Here is a 16,049-nt window from a genome sequence, read left to right on the forward strand (position 1 = left end):
TCCCCTCTCTACTTTATTTAAGCCAGTTTCTCCACTCGGAAGTGCCAGCGGAGCAGTCCATTCGCAAAGTGATATTGTTGTACTGCCGGGTGAACCAGTACATTCCCCCGCGCCACTTTTCCTTGGAGTTGGAATTCTTTGAGCTTTGTTTCAGCCTCACGTTTGGAGTTAGCGTATACGTGACCGTTTGTGTCGGTGTTTGGCTTTTCGTTCATTACGTACCTCCTACTAGCACTGCACTTTATCCCGTCACGGTTTTAACTGCAGAACACGTTTCGCCAAAATCAGGGTGAGCAGTTCTTGTGGCAATTGATCCAGTATTTTATTTACTATAATGAATAGTTGTTTTTCATCGCCCGAAACCGTTCCAGTTCCTTGAATTCCGCTCGTAGCCATTACCACTAGTGCGGTCGTTCCGTCATGGCTAGTGACATATTTTCTGCCATCAATTTCAATGATAACCTGCACGGTCTTTTTAGCCTTCGCGATTTCTTCTTTTGTTGCGTCCTTTTCTAATACTCCGGTATATTCCATGATCGTCATTCCTCCAGTTTTATTTTTGTAAAATCAAATATGGCAGTCTACAATGGTTATGGTCCACCCGTTTTCGATTGCCGGCAGAATCAGTTTTCATGATACAGCTTTTGAAACTCTGCTTTAATCGCTTCGGCCAGGCGCGGCATTAGCCCGTCTGCGAAGCAAAGGTCGTCGATACGGTAGGCTGTTTGGTGATGCTCATAGGCGTCTTGGATGTTTGTTTGACGGACCCAGTCATAAAAATCGTGCTCTGCATCAAGGTCATCACACTCGCGAATGAGGTTGAACTCTTCACGGGCGAATTCTTTGGTGTACCAACCACAACGCCGATATTCGCGGATATGTTCCCAGATGGATTTAAGAGTTTTTTCGCCGTTGTATACCTCGCCAGAAGGGCGTACTTTCCCGAGCAGATAATATGGGTCCCTAGCCAATTCGATGATGAACTCGCGGAAATCCTTACGTCCGTGGTGAGTCCACCGATAAGCAAAGTTCCCAAAATCAGTGACAGCGGCGAAAAACCCAGTAGAATCAAGAATGAAAGTCCCCCACCCTGACAGTCCGTCTTCGGGTGGTATGTGATAACGCCACATGGTAATCTCGCTCATTCATCCGGCCCTCCGTTGGCGTCGCGGTAGCATACTTCATTTTGCAGCTTATCATTCGGTGTTTCCCGAATAAAAACTCCCCTAACTCTTGCTTTTGATCGGACAAGCATTTCAATAATGTTGTAAGCCTGCCCCGGAACTATCGAATCGACATAAATCATGTTTTCGCCTTCAATCGTGATCTTGAGCATCGTCTCAATCCTCTCTTTATCAATAAAACTGCAAACTTTCATCGTTTTGCGCGGCGCGTTCCATGCCGTCAGCCAAGTTCAGCGCCTCCTGCTTATCCCGATCATCATCAGGCCACTTGGAAATCAGTTCGCGCAAGCGTGGAGCCACTTGTCTGCATTCTTCCAGTGTAAGTTCACCATCGCAATCAGAGTGATCAAGCAGCGGAATAATTGGATCATTGTAATCGCTAAACGGCTTATCCCCATTAAATCCTTGCATAGCATCCAGATTCATTCCTATTTCAGCGGCCAACTTGGTTCTGAATCGATTAAAACTTATATATCCCCAATGTGCTTGGCAGTGGCTGAAATCTAAACCCATAATGACACATCCTTTCCACTTTTTTTGAGTTCTTGTCCGTCGTCGAAGCACTTTTACTCTTTGATGATAATGACAGTTGCAACCCCACGGCCCGAAACCGATTTGGGCGCCCTATCGCCACCATCGATGAAAAGCGAGAAAGTGTCATCTATACAAGTGCGAAAAACCTGCGCGCCGCGTTCCGATTCGAGAAAATTTGATATATCCATCAACGAACTACCGCTGGTCATATAACCCCGTTCTTGCAATTCGTCAATCAGTTCTTGGTCCTCAAGTTGGTCTACGATTTCGACTGCAGTTACATCAACATCAACTTCGGCAGTCACTACTATTCCTGACATGATTCAATTACCTCCTTTACTTCGGCAGTGCTCGGTGGTCTAAAGTCGGCTGCATTCGGCCGATGCACTTTGTGTTCCCGAGGGGGATATACTGCACACTCTAAAGTCATTCGCAACACCGGATCTCCCCCCATAAGCCAGCGGCTAAACTTGCCGATGGTCACATCATCAATAGCATTAAGACCCACGGCAACCGAACTGATCATTAAAGCTAAACCTACTATCACCATAGACAATAGCCACAAAGGGAAAACCAAGAAAATCATTTTAACAACCGCCCAGCATATCCGAAACATGAAGTAAACCCGAGTCTTAATAGGCTGTTTATTATACTTGTCCCAATTTACCCAGCGAAACGCTCTTTTTAGCACGATCGCCACCCCCTTCAAAACACTCTAGAATTTTATCTTCACTGACATCAGGAGCGTAGGATTCTGAGAATAATTCATCTAGGTACATATGCGCAGCAACAGCCAAAGAATGTTCCGGAGTAGTCATGTGACATTTCTCGCCGTTGCGCTCCTTATTTCTCAACTCAGAATGTTTGACCAACATATCATACAATCGATCGCTGACATAGACAGTGAGCATTGGCATAGAAACCACCTATCCTTTCAGCTAAGCGACCATCACTTCCCGGGTATTATCTTCTTTGATGGAGAACTGAATGGATTGTCCAAAAGCATCCATCAACTCCGGATCGTGAGTAATTACAATTACCTTTTTGAACCGGTCAGCAACATTCTTGATCGCGTCCACAACCATCTGCCGATGTTTTGCGTCCTGGTTCGAAAGTGCCTCGTCGATGACAACCCACTCAACCTTGGACCCGGCCCGACGCGCCAGCAGTTCAGATAATGCAAACCGTATCGCCAAGTCAATCCGAAGTTGCTCCCCGCCCGAGAACGTTTCGTACGGCCGTTCCCCGGACCAATCGCCGACAATGATATCCAGAGCCTCAGCAACCCCTTCCCGGGATTTCAGTTCCCGTTGCGTCTCAAAGCGGAGATGGTGCTTGCCGGCAGACATCTGTCCCAAAATCTCATTGGCGATTCGTTCCAGTTCCGGGACCGCGTTTTCGATGATCAATGCGGGAATTCCGTCTTTCCCGAATGCCTTCACCAGCGTCTGCCATCGAACCAGTTTCTTGGTTTGTGGCTCAAGTTCTGCGACCAGTCTCTTGCGTTCTTCCCCAGCCATCTGCATATCGGCAATCTTCGTCTCCAATGCACCAATTTTGGCGTGTAGGGCGTTTTCTTGTCCCCTCTTGAGGGTTACCCCTCGCCGCAGTTCTTCCGACCGTTCCTGAGCCGTTTTCTGCTCATCCTTAACACCAGAAACCGTGCTAAGGTATTCTTCCGTGAGTTCGTCTGCCTTAGTGGTCCCTGCCGTAATTTCCGTACCCAGACGATCAGCCAGCTGCTGGGTTGTATTCAGGATTTCCCTCGCGGCCGGGATCTGTTGTTGCAGATTTACCCAAATTTCTAATCGCTGTAGCTTGTCTTGCATGGCAGATAATCCAGACAACTCTTTCAGTAAAGAATCGTGTTCTGCCTGGAGTTCAGCCACTTTGGCTTCCAGGCTGGATTTCCGTTCCCAGTGCCCCTTCTCCGTTTCGCTGAGAGTGACCAGTAATTCTGTTTTTCCGGATAACTGCGCATATTGGTCTGCCAGAGGTTTCAACCGCATCGATTCTGTTCTACTCTTCGAATGCTCTTCGGGTGAATACCCCAGAGTCTGAATTTGTTCATCCATGAGCAGTAATTCGTCGGCATACATGTCAACATCATCACTTTTCAAGGCATCAAGATCAGCCTGAAACTGGACCTGATCGGCCGAAGCCTGTTTTGCATTGGCGAGGAATTTGCAGTTCGCTTTTTCAATGTCAACGCATTCGCAATCTTGTAGCATTGTCGCGGCTACTGCGCAGTTCTCAATCTGCATTTTTAACTTGTTTTGCTTACTGGTCAGTTCATTTTTGGCAACCAGCAATTTAGCGTTCGTCTCAGCCTTTTGCCGGCCCAATTCCACGTATTGGCTGTGTAACTGGTCCAGTTTGGTGAGTTTGTCGGCAAGTAGGTCATATTCGGCAGCCGCCGTTTTGAGTGTTTCAGTATTAGTCAGAAGCGTTTTCACGCTCAGTATCTGACTTGCAACCTTGGCCACTGCGGCATCTACTTCAAGCATGTCAGTTTTCGCCTTAGATAGTTCGCTAAGAACCTGTCCATACCGCTGCTGTTTGGTTTTCAGGACGGTGATGGATTCCTTAACCTGTTCATGTTCAGCAACCCTGGCCGTTATCTCGGACTCTTGGTCAAGGATTTTCTTTGCCGATTCAATGCGTTTCAGATAACCGTCTCGGTCCTGAGTTTTCCTTATGACATCAGCCCGGATGGTATCTGCTTCTGCAAAAAGCTTGTCTATCTGTTCAACCCTTGCATTAACCCGGGCCAGTTCAGCATCCGCCTTCTGCAACTCGATTTCATCAATTGCTACGGCTGCCGCAAGAATATCCAATTCTACCTTAGCGGCCTGATAGTCAGCCTCTGTTTCTTCCATCCCGGTCAACCTGCCGTTGAGAACTTCAATTTGATTGTTCACCTTGTCGATTTCTGCTTTTAATACCGCAGCCTTCGCCCTGGCCTTTTCCTGCAAATCGCCATATTGGTCCAACTGCAGTATTTGCGCCAGAATTGCTTTGCGTTCACCCTTGGATTTCGCCGTGAATTCTCCAGACTTTCCCTGGAGAATCATCGACGACGAAACCATTGTGTTCGCATCAAGTCCCAACAGCCGGTTAATCTTTTCCTGAGTTTCAGCAATCGACGCTCCTGACTCGCTCACCCATATATCGCCGGCCTGTTTTTGCAGTTCCAGTGTGCTTTTCCCCCGGCCTTTTGTAGACCGAGTTCGAAGCACCTTATAAGTGTCGCCATGGTGTTCAAAATCAAACTCCACAGCCATTTCTGTAGTTCCTCGGCGAACCAGGTCGTCAACCGAGCATCCGTTTTTCGTTTCCCCATACAGTGCGAATAACGGCGCCCATGTCAGGGCAGTGCTCTTACCAGCGCCATTCGGGCCAACCAGTGAGCAAAGCCCTACGCTGGTTAAGTCGATATCCGCCTGTGGGATAGCCCCTAAGTTCTGAATTTTAATCCGCAGTGGAATCATACTTCCATCCCTCCTGCCAGCAAAGTCTCTGTCATGCCGGAAAGTTCGGAAATTTCCTCCGGGCTAATGCTTTGTTGTTGCGCCCAAACTGCCATTGCCATCACCGGGGTAAGAGATTCCGTAACTTCCTCGGATCGCTGCCGGTCTGTCCTCTGGATTTCCCCTTCAATGGCATGTATGAAATGTGCTCCCACGCTCACCAATACTCGTTCCATGGCTTTTTTGTTGAAGCGCTTGTTCAGGTCTTCTGAACACGAATACCGCACCCTGACAACGGAATCAGCTACTTTTTCGGCCGTATCTTGCACCCAGTCGGCCATGGCATCATACTCAACGAAATCGGAGATTTCTTTCTCAGTTAAGTCCAGAGTCACAAACTTCCGTGCCGGCGTTTCAATGAATCGCGACTGTACCTTCTTGTCTTCCAACTGATGGACATAAAAGCCGGCCTTCACACTCTCATCGTTAAAACTCAGACGCTCCGGACTTCCTGAATAAAATACGTTCCTAACCTGTTGGGGTCTATGAATGTGTCCCAGCGCAACCAGGTCGAATTCCGATACTGATTCATCCGTCAAAACCGGTTCATGTTGCATGAGTAAGTCGCTGAATCCAGTATCGGCCTGAGCGTAAGTCATATGCGACATCAAGACTACCGGTGTTTCACTGCAAGAGCATTGTGCCCTCAGCCCCTTCAAGGCAATGGCGATTTTACTGGTCATTTCCTGATGTACTTCATGCGGCTGTAGCCCCCGGTATTCTTCCTGCGTCAGGATCGATGACCGGTTTAATCCTGGGAAACACACTACTTCAAAGTCACTAAAATCAATAATCCCGGGATGGGTGTAGATATAAGTGTTTTTCAGATCCATTTCCTTAATGATCTCGTAGGCAGCTACAGAATCGTGGCTCGGAGTTCCCGATATGATAACCACTTTTATGCCGTGAGCCGTCAATTTCCGAATCCATGTCACAAATGCTTTAATCTCGACGCTGGCCCGGTTAATCATCACATTAGAATCCTTGAAAGCATCGCCGCTGAACAACACATACTGGCAGCGTTCAGCAATGATTTTATCCGCTACCCAATCCATGGTTCGAGAAATATCTTCGAACCTGGAGGAAGGGTTGGGGCCCGGGTAGTTCAGGCCCCAGTGCGCGTCGGCTACATGCGCCATTTTCACTATTCTCATACCGCCGTTGCCCCCTTATTTTTTCTGGCAATCCATGCAAAGCGCACGGCCAATCTTATCAGAACTGTACTTGGCAACCTTTGCCGTAATGCTTTTGCCGCAGTCACTGCAAACATCTTTATGGACTGGATTGTCGCTTTTCGGCGCCGCCTGAGCCTTATCAGTGCCGGCGCTCTCTTTTGTTTCAACCGGCAATTCATCGGGCGGCAAGGGATAAACGGTATGGGTTGAATCCTCTTCATCATCGCCCGACACTTCCAATACGTGAGGCCGCATGATCATCGACTCCGGCACCGCCCCAAACAGGCTATTAAGGGACATGTTGCCTTGAGCGATCAGTAATTGCCGAACATCCGGATCGGAGATATCCGGGCAGAAGTCATACCGAGGAACCACAAAAGGCTTTTCAAGTTCCGTCCTGGTATACTGCCCTTTCATCCCAAACGCCAACCTGATTACCCTGAGAATGGCGCCTGTCTCCGCTTTAGCCGTTTTGCTCTTGCGCCACTGAATCATATTCGTATTGACGTTGTCTTCTACCCAGCGCGGCTTATCTACATCTGACAGGTAGAACTTTTCAACGTCCTTCCCTTTAGTGTCTTTCCTTTTTCTAATCTCACCTTTGTATTTGTACTGCAGGTTAACGTCCTGCGGATACCCCGCTTTTTTGGTGAATTGTTCGCGCAGTTCATCCTCAATAATTGTCAGGTCAAGTTCCTTCGTTGCCATGATTGACTGATAGGTCCCGTCAGGAAGTTTCACTGCTCCAATCGCCCGGTACATGATATAGTCGCGGGTTGGTTGTCCAATGGGGCCGCTGTCGCGCCAGTTCCAAACGACACCGGCCGCATTTGCTATACGCATTAATAAAGGTTTGGCCGGACTGTATAAATCAACAAATTCTTTTTTGTCGCCCTGCCCTACCATTCGACTGCCAACCTTGAAGATATCGCCGGCATCCGGGTCCAGGTTGACGGAAACCTCTGTGAAACTCGCCTTTTGCCACTGCGAAATTTTCTTTAAGCTTGGCGTTGGAGCTAAGACATTGTACTTTTTGGTATCAATCTCCAACAGATCGTTCATGCAGATACCTCCAGCAGCCGCGCAATGGCTTTCATAGACGCCAACTCATTTTGCAGCTTGCTTAGTTCTAGCCGACTGGTAATGACCGCGTCCTCCAACGATTGCAATGTCTCCCGACTACTTTTTGTGTGTTCACGAATCTGCGCTGACCGTTCAGCCTCGTTTTTTCCCGAAATAAACTTAGTGCCGTCCTCTTTAACAGCAAACAACAAGCTGTCTTCCAAATCTTTCAACAGCGATTGAGCTGTTTTTTGAATTTCATAGGCTGCAGCCACTTTCTTTTCCGCTTCGTATATTTCCGCCGGCAGTGCCAGCAAACGTTTCACCATGTTTTCCCGATCGATTAATCCATTCATCTACTTGTCCTCCTTCGCTCATTATGTTAAAATGAGCATTGATAATACTTTTAAATAGTGGATGTACCTGGCCCGTCTCTGTTGCTGCAGAGGCGGGTTTCTCTTTGCCGTCAAACAGTTTTATCACCCCCTTGTCTAATGACATCAAAAACACTAAACTATGATTACTGGATAATGTTTACACGGAGGGAATCACATGAAATTCGGCGATAAAGTCAAGCATGCGCGGGAATTGCTTCAAATTTCACAAGAAGAGTTAGCGACCAAAGTTGGCGCTACCCAATCATATATAACTCATATTGAAAACAACCGGCGCACACCAAAAATTGAAAAAGTTGTAATTCTGGCAAGAGCATTAAACGTGCCGCCTAGTTACTTGTTGGACGACGCCGTTGACGCATCCAATAATCGTTCGGCTTACAATCAAGCAATTGACGAAGCTATCGCCGCTGGTATCAGTCCCGAAAAGTTAAAACTCATCATCCGGTCCGTCAAGCGGAATTGATTCACAAACATCCGTCTCTGGCCGATGCGGGATAAAAACTAAAGTATCTCCATAGCCGATACTCACATCCACGAATTCCCTCAAATGCCTGGGGTCCACAAAACAGACTCCGTGGTGGGTTTCCCATTTGGCTCCTTTTAGATCAACTACATACACATGTTGCATACTCACGAGGAATGCCATCCTTTCCGTCCTTCCCCACTGGGTAGGCCGCTAGTCCTTCTTACGCAGAAACCTGTCTGTTTTTCGACCAAGCAAGCAGTTCATCTTTGATAAACCGGCGTCGCTTTCCAAGCCAGAAATACGGTAATCCATCGTTTTTTATCAGGACATATATCTGGCAACGCGATACCTTCATGAATTTGGCAGCTTGGCTCATTGTCATGATCGAAGATATCTTTTCTTGTGGTTCTGGCATCTTTGGTTCAGGTTTTGGTACCGGAGTGCCACACTCTGCGCAAAACTTTTCATTTCCGTTAAGTGCAGTAGAGCACTTTGAACATTTCATATTCTCACCTCACTTTCTTACCGTTTTACGCCGTTGTTTTGGTTGCAGGTTCGTCTTTTAACTCCATTTGGTTGTTGAAAGCGTCAAAAAAAAGAGTCTCCATTGGTATTCCTGTATCCACCTCCAATTGCTTCATCATTGCCGGAGAGGGGCAGCAAGCTCCTCTTTCCCATTTACTCCACAATTGCTGAGAAACACCATATAAACCTGCCATTTCTTCTTGGGTACGTTCACCGCGAAATTCAGTCAGCTTTTCACGCACAATCATCACCTCCATCCAATCACCCATGGCAGTATAATTCTTGATTTTATTGTAATACTACCTTTAGTAGTTGTCAATAGTATTTCAACTACTAAATTTACTAAATATCGCCCTTTTATTTCACTACTATTAGTAGTAGAATGAAAATAAAAGGAGGCTTCTATTGTGTTTGTGCAACGACTAAAAGAATTAAGAGCCAAGAAAGATATTTCACAGTCAGCTTTAGCGACTCATCTTGGAATGAGCCAACAAGCCATTGCAAAGTGGGAAACCGATAAGGCTACCCCAGATCCATATATGTTAATTAAGCTTGCTAATTTCTTTGGAGTTACTACGGATTATCTTTTGGGGCGATCAAACAATCCTAACAAATCTATATTTCAGGAGTTTGCCGAAGGAACTGAATCACAATCAATAAACCATTCAGACTTCGTCTGGTTGCCCATACTTGCCGATGTCAAGGGGGGACCTAATGGGATTTCCTATGCCGAGGCTGACATTATTGATTGGGAACGCGTTGAAAAGACAACGATAGCCGGGAAAAATTGCATCATTTATAAAGTACGTGGCGATAGTATGTCCCCCGACATTAAAGAGGGTGATCATCTCATTGTTGCTGAACAATCATCTGTTGATAACGGCCAACTTGCAGTTCTATCAATTGGCGACGAAACCATGGTAAAACAAGTTTATAGAAATAACGGTAGCCTGTTTTTGCACTCGTTCAACCAGGCGTATCCTCCTAGAATTGTAACCGGTCAAGAATTAGAGCATGTTTGCATTATTGGCAGAGTATTGGAGTCAAAAAAGAAGTGGTAGTCCTTCATCAGTAAGAGATCGAGAGGTATTGCAATGTGGCCATTTGATAATTCTGACACAGTTATGTATTTCAGTATAGGTGGAACGCTTTATCGCGATCAGATTGATCCATTTATTAAAAACGTTCTAGAAATTCCCAAAAGTAAATCTTTTCATCCAACGCGGAACGAACTAAACGATTTTCATCAGCAATTATCAATAATAGATATAGAGCGAAAAGGCGAAGGATTATTTTGGTTTATGCTAACAGGGAAAGAACATGGCTTTTCAGCATATACCCCTCAAACCAGCTTGCTACAGGCATTTTGTGAATATAATAGTCTTGCTTATATCAAGCAAGTTGTTCCAAAAAGCGAGAAACTATACGCATATTGTTCAAGCTGGTTCCCTGGCGATCCAGTTGTTTTTAAGAACCAAATGTATTACATAGGCAAATGGATCTCTATATGGAATTCATATTCGGTCAGCAATATTCATTGCGCACATTCTAGTAAGAACAGTTGTAACATCGCATTTAAAGAATTCACGGATCAAACGTCCGCAGATTGGGTGTTAAAGCGACTTGAAGTAGTTCAGAATAGGGAAGTACAACCCCTTGTAATCAAAGACAAAGAAGTGCCTTTCAATCGTTCCTTTTAGGTTACTTTTCCGACCATCAAACAACATATTTTTTCGAAGGAGGAATCATGGCTACAGTCAGATATGAGAAACGATCAAAAAAATCAATAACTATGATTATTGACCATGGTATTGATCCGGTTGACCAGAAGAGAAAAAAGGATACATATGTCATCGAAACAACAGACGAAGAAATTGCCAAGCAAGAAAAGCTGAAAATTGAACTGCAGTTAGCTCAAAAGACATATAAACCGCCCAGTCATATCACACTGGAAAAATATATTGAACATTGGTTTAAAACACCAGCAGCCCAAAAATTAGAGTCTAAGACCTATGAAAGCTACAAGAGATGTGCCGATTTACGAATTATACCATGGATCGGGACAATTGAACCTCGGGAGTTGGCGCGAGATGATCTAAATAAATTTTATCAGCAGATTATTGGCGTGGGACATCTTGATAATCTCAAACCATCGAAAATCTATCCTAAAAAACTGCGCGGCGAAACTGAGGAGCGAAAAGAAGTAGGCATAGATGTCGTTAAATATCATCATGCCTTCATCCGCCGGCTGCTCCAGGACGCTATCTATGAGGATGGAATTCTAGAAAAAAACGTTGCCATAAAAATGACATTGCCGGACCCAGTCGCAACGGTAGACGACGACAACGAAGAAGAAATAGTCAAGGTCTTCACCCAGGACGAAATTATTAAACTAGAGAGTGCAGCCGCCGACGATCCTGCGGCCGCCCCCTACATAAATCTAATCGCGGTCGCCCTGAGGACGGGCATGCGACGAGGTGAGTTACTGGCCCTACGATGGGAAGACATTAATTTTAAAAACAATACTATTTGGGTCCGTCGCGCCCTGGTACATACTAAGCTTAACGGATACGAATTTAAGTCCACAAAAAATAAAAAGCGGCGCCGTATAGAGGTCACCGATGAGGTGTTGAATGCTTTTCGGGCCGAAGCGTGCCGACAGGCACCGTTTAAAGTTCGCCTAGAAGATAAATATAATAAACTTGGGCTCGTATTCTGCCGTGAAGATGGCCTGCAAAGCCATCCCGATACCATAAGTTCCTGGTTCCCGGACTTCTGTAAGAAGGTCAGTATCACCCGGCTCGGATTTCACTGTCTCCGCCATACTCATGCAAGCCATCTCCTGGCCGCCGGGGAAGATTTATTTTATGTGTCCAAGCGCTTGGGCCATAGCGATATCTATGTTACCTATAATAAGTACTCACACTTCATCCCATTGGAGAAAAGAGAATCGCTCAAGGCACTGGAGGAGAGATTTAAAAAATGATTGTCAGTGTTTTATTGTGTTTACAACTGTTTAAAACTGCATAAATCTTATTTTTTACCCTCTTGTGGACACAGAAAGGGACATATATTAACATAAATAAAAAAGTTCCGAACCCGCTAGGGCCCGAAACTTCTATGCTTTTCTGGAGCCGATAACAGGATTCGAACCTGCGACCCTCTCATTACGAATGAGATGCTCTACCAGCTGAGCTATACCGGCGTGAACACCTTAATATTATAGCGCACGGCTGACGCAAAGTCAAGAATCGCCTGCACTCAGGCTATACTGCCACTTTACTTTGGATTCCGGCCAGCAGGGCATAAATCTCTTCTTTATGACTAAACAGGTCCTTCACCAGGCTGCCGTCAATTTTCCCACATTCCGCCATGCTCTGCATTACTTTGACCAACTGGGCAAACTCCATCGGCTTCCGGTATGGCCTGTCTTCAGCCAAGGCGGCAAACACGTCGGCAACCGCTACCATGCGGGACCCCAGAGATAAGCCGGCGCCTCCGATCCGAAAGGGATAGCCGGTGCCGTCAATGGTTTCATGGTGATATGCTGCCCACTCGGCAACCATCTGGAATCCGTCGATTTGCTCCAGCAGCCGGTAAGTATAATAGGTATGCTGTTTAATGATCGCGTATTCCTGTTCAGTCAACTGGCTGTTCTTTTCCAGAATTTCATTGGGAATCGCCAGTTTCCCAAGGTCATGCATCAATCCGGCAATCCGCATCAATTTAATTTCTTCTTCACTATAGCCCTTGACCTGGGCTAAGAAGGCGGAAAGGCAGGAAACCTTACGGGAATGGGCGGCGGTAAACTGGCTGGTACGGTCGATAATCGTCGCAAATACTTCAGCGATATCCAGCATATCATCAATGCTGTAACGGAACCGTCCCCAGTCAAACATCTCGAAAAATCCTGTATAATAGTTGGCGTTCATTAAGTCCAGCCAAAAACTCTCCTGGCAGGAAATTTCACTGATCACCCCGACCAATTCCGGCTCAAAGACAGTGCCGCTTCCCTTGCGAACTGCCGTCAATATGTCCCGGCGTTGGTCCAGTATATATACATCGTCCTGCAGCAATACCTCAATCCGGTCGGCCAGTGCAATAATGCGGCTAATCAGGGGAATTTCCGTCCCGGCCTTGCCGTTCGGGCTCGACCCGTCCCAAAAATCGTGATGGTGGCGGATATAATCGGCTAAAAAGCCCAATTGGGGTGAATTCTTCAGCAGGACATACCCTGACCAGGCATGGTGATGCATCTCATTGCTGATCTCAAACGATTGCAGTTTTCGTCTTTCTTCCCAATCCGAAGCGGCGCCGATATCATGCAATAAAGCGGCATATACCAGAGCTTGTTGCGTCCTTTCATTCATGCCGATATACTCGGCAATCCGATAGGCAATCATTGCCGTCCGCCAATGATGCTGAGACGTCTTGTTGACAGTCAGTTCAAGGGATTGCGACAATGCTTTTAACAGTTTGATCGGCCTAATCGCGAAGATCATCCGATATTTCACCCCTTCCGCCTGCGGAACACACCATATAACTTCGGAAACAATTACAACATTTTATTGAACTTCTACACCAATCGTCAACATCCTTTTTTTGGAATAAATTAGAACAAAAGCCTCCGGCAAAAGCGCTAAAGGCTAAACAAGCTTACATAACATCGGACTGTGCCTATTCCGTTAGACTGCCATCCCCGTAAGCTGCTTATAATTTTACCGGTACCGGATCAGCAACTGCGATACGATTGTCCCCTACCCAGCAATCCATGGCCCTGACGGTTACACCGGCTTTGTTCGCAGCTTTTAAAGCTTCGTCGAACGCGGCGTGAGTTCTGACATTGGGGGTAAAATAGCGCAATCCTTTCATCTGGATGATAAAAACTGCCTGAGCCTCGAAGCCTGCATCCAGGCAGCGGATCAATTCCCGCAGATGTTTCACGCCGCGTTCGGTAGGCGCATCGGGAAACAGGGCAACGCCGTCTTCTTCCAGCGTCACTCCCTTGACCTCGATAAAAATTTTCCGTTCTCCCGCCTCCAGGTAAAAGTCAAAGCGTGAATTGCCAAATCCCGTTTCCGGCTTAATGAGAGTCAGGCCCTTTATGTATTGGCCGCTCCGCAGGTATTCGGCAAAGATCTTATTCGGCACGGCGCTGTCCATATTGATCAGCCGGTCGCCTTTCCAGACAGAAATTAAATCATACCCGGTCAAGCGGCCAGGACTGTCTACCTGCTGGACCATGACCGTCACGCCGGGGATTAAAAGTTCCGCGCAGCGGCCGGTATTCTTCACATGACATGTCTCGATCCTGCCGTTGATCTCCACCTGAGCGATAAACCGGTTAGGGCGGGAAAGAAAGATTCCGGAGCAGATATTTTCATAGATCATTGACATCATTCCTGTTTCGTTTTTATGGTCGCCGGACATATCGTCTGCCGTTTTCTATCTTGCTGTCAGGGCGGCGCCAAGGGCATAGGCCTTCTCGCAGTCAACCGGGAAGATTTCCTGACGGCGGCTGCGGCGCTGGACCTCATCGAACATACTCATATGATATTTGCTATAATCCTCGGTTTGCAGTGTCTCCGTAACGGCTAATGAACGGGAGGGGCTCAGCAGAACCCGTTCCAGCAGACTTTTATAGCCTTCAAGCCTGGCTGTATAGCCGATATTGGTCAGCATCGCTTCCTGCACGTTCATGGTATAAATAAAGGCACTGGGGATTGGCCGGGGCGTGCGCGCAACACGCTCCTGGTCGTAAGACAGATACTGAAACAGCAACCGTTCCAAAAATGAACGCATCTCACCGGTGACCTCACTGAAATAAATCGGCGAGCCCAGAATCAAACCGTCGCACTCCCCGATACGCTCCAATACCGGCTGCAAATCATCCCGGATGGCGCAGCGTCCCAGGCTGGCTCCCTTTTTGCGTTTACATGCCAGACAACCGGTACAGCCCTTGTAACTTAAATCGTACAAGTGGACCAGTTCGGTCTGCGCCCCTGCTGCCGCTGCACCATCCAGCGCTTTTTGCAGCAGAATACCAGTATTCCAATTTTTCCGCGGGCTGCCGTTAACGGCAATGATAGTCATCATATTTCACCTCTCCTATAACTTATTCTGCAGTTTTTAATATAAAAACCTTCCAGAAATACCTGGAAGGTTAAAAATTCTCTGGAGCGGGCGACGAGATTCGAACTCGCGACCCTCGGCTTGGGAAGCCGGTACTCTACCGCTGAGCTACGCCCGCAAAAGTATTGATTTTACTGAATTCACACTAAATCAGTAAGATTTAATATACCTCAAAAACGGCTTGAGGTATACTTCCCAAGGAGAAATTGATTTTCAGCAAACCTAGATATATCAACCTCTAGCCGTCTTTTTAACCGGCTTCCTAATGCAGATTTATTGTACTATAGGAGTGTATAAAAAGTCAAGGATAGCACCGAGGTATATAGCATCAAATTTCTAGCGAAATATTGATGCTGTCCCAAGTTCGAATCTCGTCGCCCGCTCCAAGAAAGAATACGGCCAGGAATTAACCCTGACCGTTAAACTTGCTATGCTTCAATCCTCATAGCATTCTTAAAATCAACCTTTCCCTTATTGCGAATGAATTCTTCTTCATAGTGAGGGTCGATATAGAAAAAGCCGTTGTCGAAATACCACTGTATAGTATGCTGCATATCAGCTACCTGATAAACACGGCCATTTATGCATTTAATTTCTTCTTTTCCCCTCCCGCGTTCTGGTACTATTCTATTGAATCTAGTGCCTTTATACCGTTTGCATACAGTCCTATACATATATTGAACAAATTCTTTTTCATGCTTTTCATTCACCAGATACATGCCCATACCCCAAACCCATTTGAGGGGAGTAATTATAAGGTCAAATCCTTCTGTACCTACACAATACTTTATTTCCATTATTCCTCACCCCTTTTCTACTATAAAGTGTCCGCAATTGATATTAGGGCAGCAGTGTATATCAACCTCCGCTAACACATAGGCATGGTTTACTCCCTTTTCTCCTACCTCTCCACGCAAAACCCCTTCGCCGACAGCCATTTTCTCACCGCAAACCGGGCATTTCGCTGTGTATTCAGTAGCTATTACGGATTTCATGGCAACCATCATCTTACTAAAGGTTAAATCATTTAATACCGTCTGTTT

23 protein-coding genes and 2 tRNA genes are annotated in these 16,049 nt (G+C 46.4%); 4 read left to right on the forward strand and 21 right to left on the reverse strand.

Annotated elements, in window-relative coordinates; genetic code table 11:
- Nucleotides 1–17: 17 nt before the first annotated feature.
- From ALO_RS12085 to ALO_RS12140, 12 genes are all read right to left on the reverse strand, one after another.
- On the reverse strand, nt 18–215 hold the full coding sequence (locus tag ALO_RS12085) for a hypothetical protein (protein ID WP_004096250.1): 198 nt from the start codon (nt 213–215) through the stop codon (nt 18–20).
- 34 nt (nt 216–249) lie between these two features.
- Nucleotides 250–534: a hypothetical protein gene (locus tag ALO_RS12090; protein ID WP_004096252.1), complete on the reverse strand. Its 285-nt coding sequence runs from the start codon at nt 532–534 to the stop codon at nt 250–252.
- 89 nt (nt 535–623) lie between these two features.
- Nucleotides 624–1,145: a hypothetical protein gene (locus ALO_RS12095; protein ID WP_004096254.1), complete on the reverse strand. Its 522-nt coding sequence runs from the start codon at nt 1,143–1,145 to the stop codon at nt 624–626.
- Nucleotides 1,142–1,336, reverse strand: a complete 195-nt coding sequence (locus ALO_RS12100; protein WP_004096256.1) for a hypothetical protein — start codon at nt 1,334–1,336, stop codon at nt 1,142–1,144. Before ALO_RS12100 ends, ALO_RS12095 begins: the two co-directional genes overlap by 4 nt.
- 19 nt (nt 1,337–1,355) lie before the next feature.
- Nucleotides 1,356–1,697 carry a hypothetical protein gene (locus ALO_RS12105; RefSeq protein ID WP_004096258.1) on the reverse strand — a complete coding sequence of 114 codons (342 nt, stop codon included), beginning with the start codon at nt 1,695–1,697 and terminating at the stop codon, nt 1,356–1,358.
- A gap of 53 nt (nt 1,698–1,750) precedes the next feature.
- A complete protein-coding gene (locus ALO_RS12110; protein ID WP_004096267.1) occupies nt 1,751–2,038 on the reverse strand; it encodes a hypothetical protein in 288 nt (95 codons plus the stop codon).
- Nucleotides 2,026–2,304 (reverse strand): hypothetical protein, encoded by a 279-nt coding sequence (locus ALO_RS12115; RefSeq protein ID WP_004096269.1) that lies wholly within the window; start codon nt 2,302–2,304, stop codon nt 2,026–2,028. The genes ALO_RS12110 and ALO_RS12115 overlap by 13 nt, the downstream gene beginning before the upstream one ends.
- A gap of 61 nt (nt 2,305–2,365) precedes the next feature.
- On the reverse strand, nt 2,366–2,635 hold the full coding sequence (locus tag ALO_RS12120) for a hypothetical protein (protein WP_040293277.1): 270 nt from the start codon (nt 2,633–2,635) through the stop codon (nt 2,366–2,368).
- Nucleotides 2,636–2,656: 21 nt separating this feature from the next.
- Nucleotides 2,657–5,209, reverse strand: a complete 2,553-nt coding sequence (locus ALO_RS12125) for an AAA family ATPase (protein WP_004096274.1) — start codon at nt 5,207–5,209, stop codon at nt 2,657–2,659.
- On the reverse strand, nt 5,206–6,402 hold the full coding sequence (locus ALO_RS12130; protein WP_004096276.1) for a metallophosphoesterase family protein: 1,197 nt from the start codon (nt 6,400–6,402) through the stop codon (nt 5,206–5,208). Before ALO_RS12130 ends, ALO_RS12125 begins: the two co-directional genes overlap by 4 nt.
- A gap of 15 nt (nt 6,403–6,417) precedes the next feature.
- Nucleotides 6,418–7,485 (reverse strand): hypothetical protein, encoded by a 1,068-nt coding sequence (locus ALO_RS12135; protein ID WP_004096278.1) that lies wholly within the window; start codon nt 7,483–7,485, stop codon nt 6,418–6,420.
- Entirely contained in the window at nt 7,482–7,841 is a 360-nt protein-coding gene (locus ALO_RS12140; protein WP_004096280.1) for a hypothetical protein, read from the reverse strand. Before ALO_RS12140 ends, ALO_RS12135 begins: the two co-directional genes overlap by 4 nt.
- 196 nt (nt 7,842–8,037) lie before the next feature.
- On the opposite strand from ALO_RS12140, the gene ALO_RS12145 reads away from it, so the two are divergent.
- On the forward strand, nt 8,038–8,346 hold the full coding sequence (locus ALO_RS12145; RefSeq protein ID WP_004096290.1) for a helix-turn-helix domain-containing protein: 309 nt from the start codon (nt 8,038–8,040) through the stop codon (nt 8,344–8,346).
- Between the two features lie 223 nt (nt 8,347–8,569).
- Here the strand turns inward: ALO_RS12145 and ALO_RS23795 are convergent, their stop codons facing one another.
- On the reverse strand, nt 8,570–8,854 hold the full coding sequence (locus ALO_RS23795; RefSeq protein WP_004096292.1) for a helix-turn-helix domain-containing protein: 285 nt from the start codon (nt 8,852–8,854) through the stop codon (nt 8,570–8,572).
- Nucleotides 8,855–8,879: 25 nt separating this feature from the next.
- Nucleotides 8,880–9,116, reverse strand: coding sequence for a helix-turn-helix transcriptional regulator (locus ALO_RS12155; protein ID WP_050807007.1), 237 nt, complete (start codon nt 9,114–9,116; stop codon nt 8,880–8,882).
- A gap of 165 nt (nt 9,117–9,281) precedes the next feature.
- Here ALO_RS12155 and ALO_RS20935 point away from each other — a divergent pair, with 165 nt between their 5' ends.
- The 3 genes from ALO_RS20935 to ALO_RS12170 are packed head-to-tail and all read left to right on the forward strand — an operon-like array spanning nt 9,282 to nt 11,860.
- A complete protein-coding gene (locus ALO_RS20935; RefSeq protein ID WP_004096297.1) occupies nt 9,282–9,935 on the forward strand; it encodes an XRE family transcriptional regulator in 654 nt (217 codons plus the stop codon).
- 33 nt (nt 9,936–9,968) lie between these two features.
- Entirely contained in the window at nt 9,969–10,574 is a 606-nt protein-coding gene (locus ALO_RS12165) for a hypothetical protein (RefSeq protein ID WP_004096299.1), read from the forward strand.
- Between the two features lie 47 nt (nt 10,575–10,621).
- Nucleotides 10,622–11,860, forward strand: a complete 1,239-nt coding sequence (locus tag ALO_RS12170; RefSeq protein WP_004096308.1) for a site-specific integrase — start codon at nt 10,622–10,624, stop codon at nt 11,858–11,860.
- Between the two features lie 143 nt (nt 11,861–12,003).
- Here ALO_RS12170 and ALO_RS12175 read toward each other — a convergent pair.
- From ALO_RS12175 to ALO_RS23175, 7 genes are all read right to left on the reverse strand, one after another.
- A tRNA-Thr gene (locus ALO_RS12175) sits at nt 12,004–12,079 on the reverse strand.
- 61 nt (nt 12,080–12,140) lie between these two features.
- Nucleotides 12,141–13,388, reverse strand: a complete 1,248-nt coding sequence (locus ALO_RS12180; protein ID WP_238528263.1) for an HD-GYP domain-containing protein — start codon at nt 13,386–13,388, stop codon at nt 12,141–12,143.
- Nucleotides 13,389–13,584: 196 nt separating this feature from the next.
- Nucleotides 13,585–14,265, reverse strand: a complete 681-nt coding sequence (gene sfsA / locus ALO_RS12185; protein WP_040293282.1) for a DNA/RNA nuclease SfsA — start codon at nt 14,263–14,265, stop codon at nt 13,585–13,587.
- A gap of 54 nt (nt 14,266–14,319) precedes the next feature.
- Nucleotides 14,320–14,967 carry a flavodoxin family protein gene (locus tag ALO_RS12190; protein ID WP_040293325.1) on the reverse strand — a complete coding sequence of 216 codons (648 nt, stop codon included), beginning with the start codon at nt 14,965–14,967 and terminating at the stop codon, nt 14,320–14,322.
- A gap of 82 nt (nt 14,968–15,049) precedes the next feature.
- Nucleotides 15,050–15,124, reverse strand: a tRNA-Gly gene (locus ALO_RS12195).
- Between the two features lie 310 nt (nt 15,125–15,434).
- Nucleotides 15,435–15,803 carry a hypothetical protein gene (locus ALO_RS12200; protein WP_004096314.1) on the reverse strand — a complete coding sequence of 123 codons (369 nt, stop codon included), beginning with the start codon at nt 15,801–15,803 and terminating at the stop codon, nt 15,435–15,437.
- A 6-nt stretch (nt 15,804–15,809) separates the two neighbouring features.
- On the reverse strand, nt 15,810–16,049 hold a 240-nt coding region (locus ALO_RS23175; RefSeq protein ID WP_004096315.1), incomplete at its 5' end, for a hypothetical protein.

This window comes from Acetonema longum DSM 6540 (assembly GCF_000219125.1).
Lineage (GTDB): Bacteria > Bacillota > Negativicutes > Sporomusales > Acetonemataceae > Acetonema > Acetonema longum.

Bases quoted from the DNA above. Each gene is read 5' to 3' on its own strand.
- ALO_RS12085 (WP_004096250.1), bottom strand. From the start codon at position 215: ATGAACGAAAAGCCAAACACCGACACAAACGGTCACGTATACGCTAAC.
- ALO_RS12090 (WP_004096252.1), bottom strand. From the start codon at position 534: ATGGAATATACCGGAGTATTAGAAAAGGACGCAACAAAAGAAGAAATC.
- ALO_RS12095 (WP_004096254.1), bottom strand. From the start codon at position 1,145: ATGAGCGAGATTACCATGTGGCGTTATCACATACCACCCGAAGACGGA.
- ALO_RS12100 (WP_004096256.1), bottom strand. From the start codon at position 1,336: ATGCTCAAGATCACGATTGAAGGCGAAAACATGATTTATGTCGATTCG.
- ALO_RS12105 (WP_004096258.1), bottom strand. From the start codon at position 1,697: ATGGGTTTAGATTTCAGCCACTGCCAAGCACATTGGGGATATATAAGT.
- ALO_RS12110 (WP_004096267.1), bottom strand. From the start codon at position 2,038: ATGTCAGGAATAGTAGTGACTGCCGAAGTTGATGTTGATGTAACTGCA.
- ALO_RS12115 (WP_004096269.1), bottom strand. From the start codon at position 2,304: ATGATTTTCTTGGTTTTCCCTTTGTGGCTATTGTCTATGGTGATAGTA.
- ALO_RS12120 (WP_040293277.1), bottom strand. From the start codon at position 2,635: ATGCCAATGCTCACTGTCTATGTCAGCGATCGATTGTATGATATGTTG.
- ALO_RS12125 (WP_004096274.1), bottom strand. From the start codon at position 5,209: ATGATTCCACTGCGGATTAAAATTCAGAACTTAGGGGCTATCCCACAG.
- ALO_RS12130 (WP_004096276.1), bottom strand. From the start codon at position 6,402: ATGAGAATAGTGAAAATGGCGCATGTAGCCGACGCGCACTGGGGCCTG.
- ALO_RS12135 (WP_004096278.1), bottom strand. From the start codon at position 7,485: ATGAACGATCTGTTGGAGATTGATACCAAAAAGTACAATGTCTTAGCT.
- ALO_RS12140 (WP_004096280.1), bottom strand. From the start codon at position 7,841: ATGAATGGATTAATCGATCGGGAAAACATGGTGAAACGTTTGCTGGCA.
- ALO_RS12145 (WP_004096290.1), top strand. From the start codon at position 8,038: ATGAAATTCGGCGATAAAGTCAAGCATGCGCGGGAATTGCTTCAAATT.
- ALO_RS23795 (WP_004096292.1), bottom strand. From the start codon at position 8,854: ATGAAATGTTCAAAGTGCTCTACTGCACTTAACGGAAATGAAAAGTTT.
- ALO_RS12165 (WP_004096299.1), top strand. From the start codon at position 9,969: ATGTGGCCATTTGATAATTCTGACACAGTTATGTATTTCAGTATAGGT.
- ALO_RS12170 (WP_004096308.1), top strand. From the start codon at position 10,622: ATGGCTACAGTCAGATATGAGAAACGATCAAAAAAATCAATAACTATG.
- sfsA (WP_040293282.1), bottom strand. From the start codon at position 14,265: ATGATCTATGAAAATATCTGCTCCGGAATCTTTCTTTCCCGCCCTAAC.
- ALO_RS12190 (WP_040293325.1), bottom strand. From the start codon at position 14,967: ATGACTATCATTGCCGTTAACGGCAGCCCGCGGAAAAATTGGAATACT.
- ALO_RS12200 (WP_004096314.1), bottom strand. From the start codon at position 15,803: ATGGAAATAAAGTATTGTGTAGGTACAGAAGGATTTGACCTTATAATT.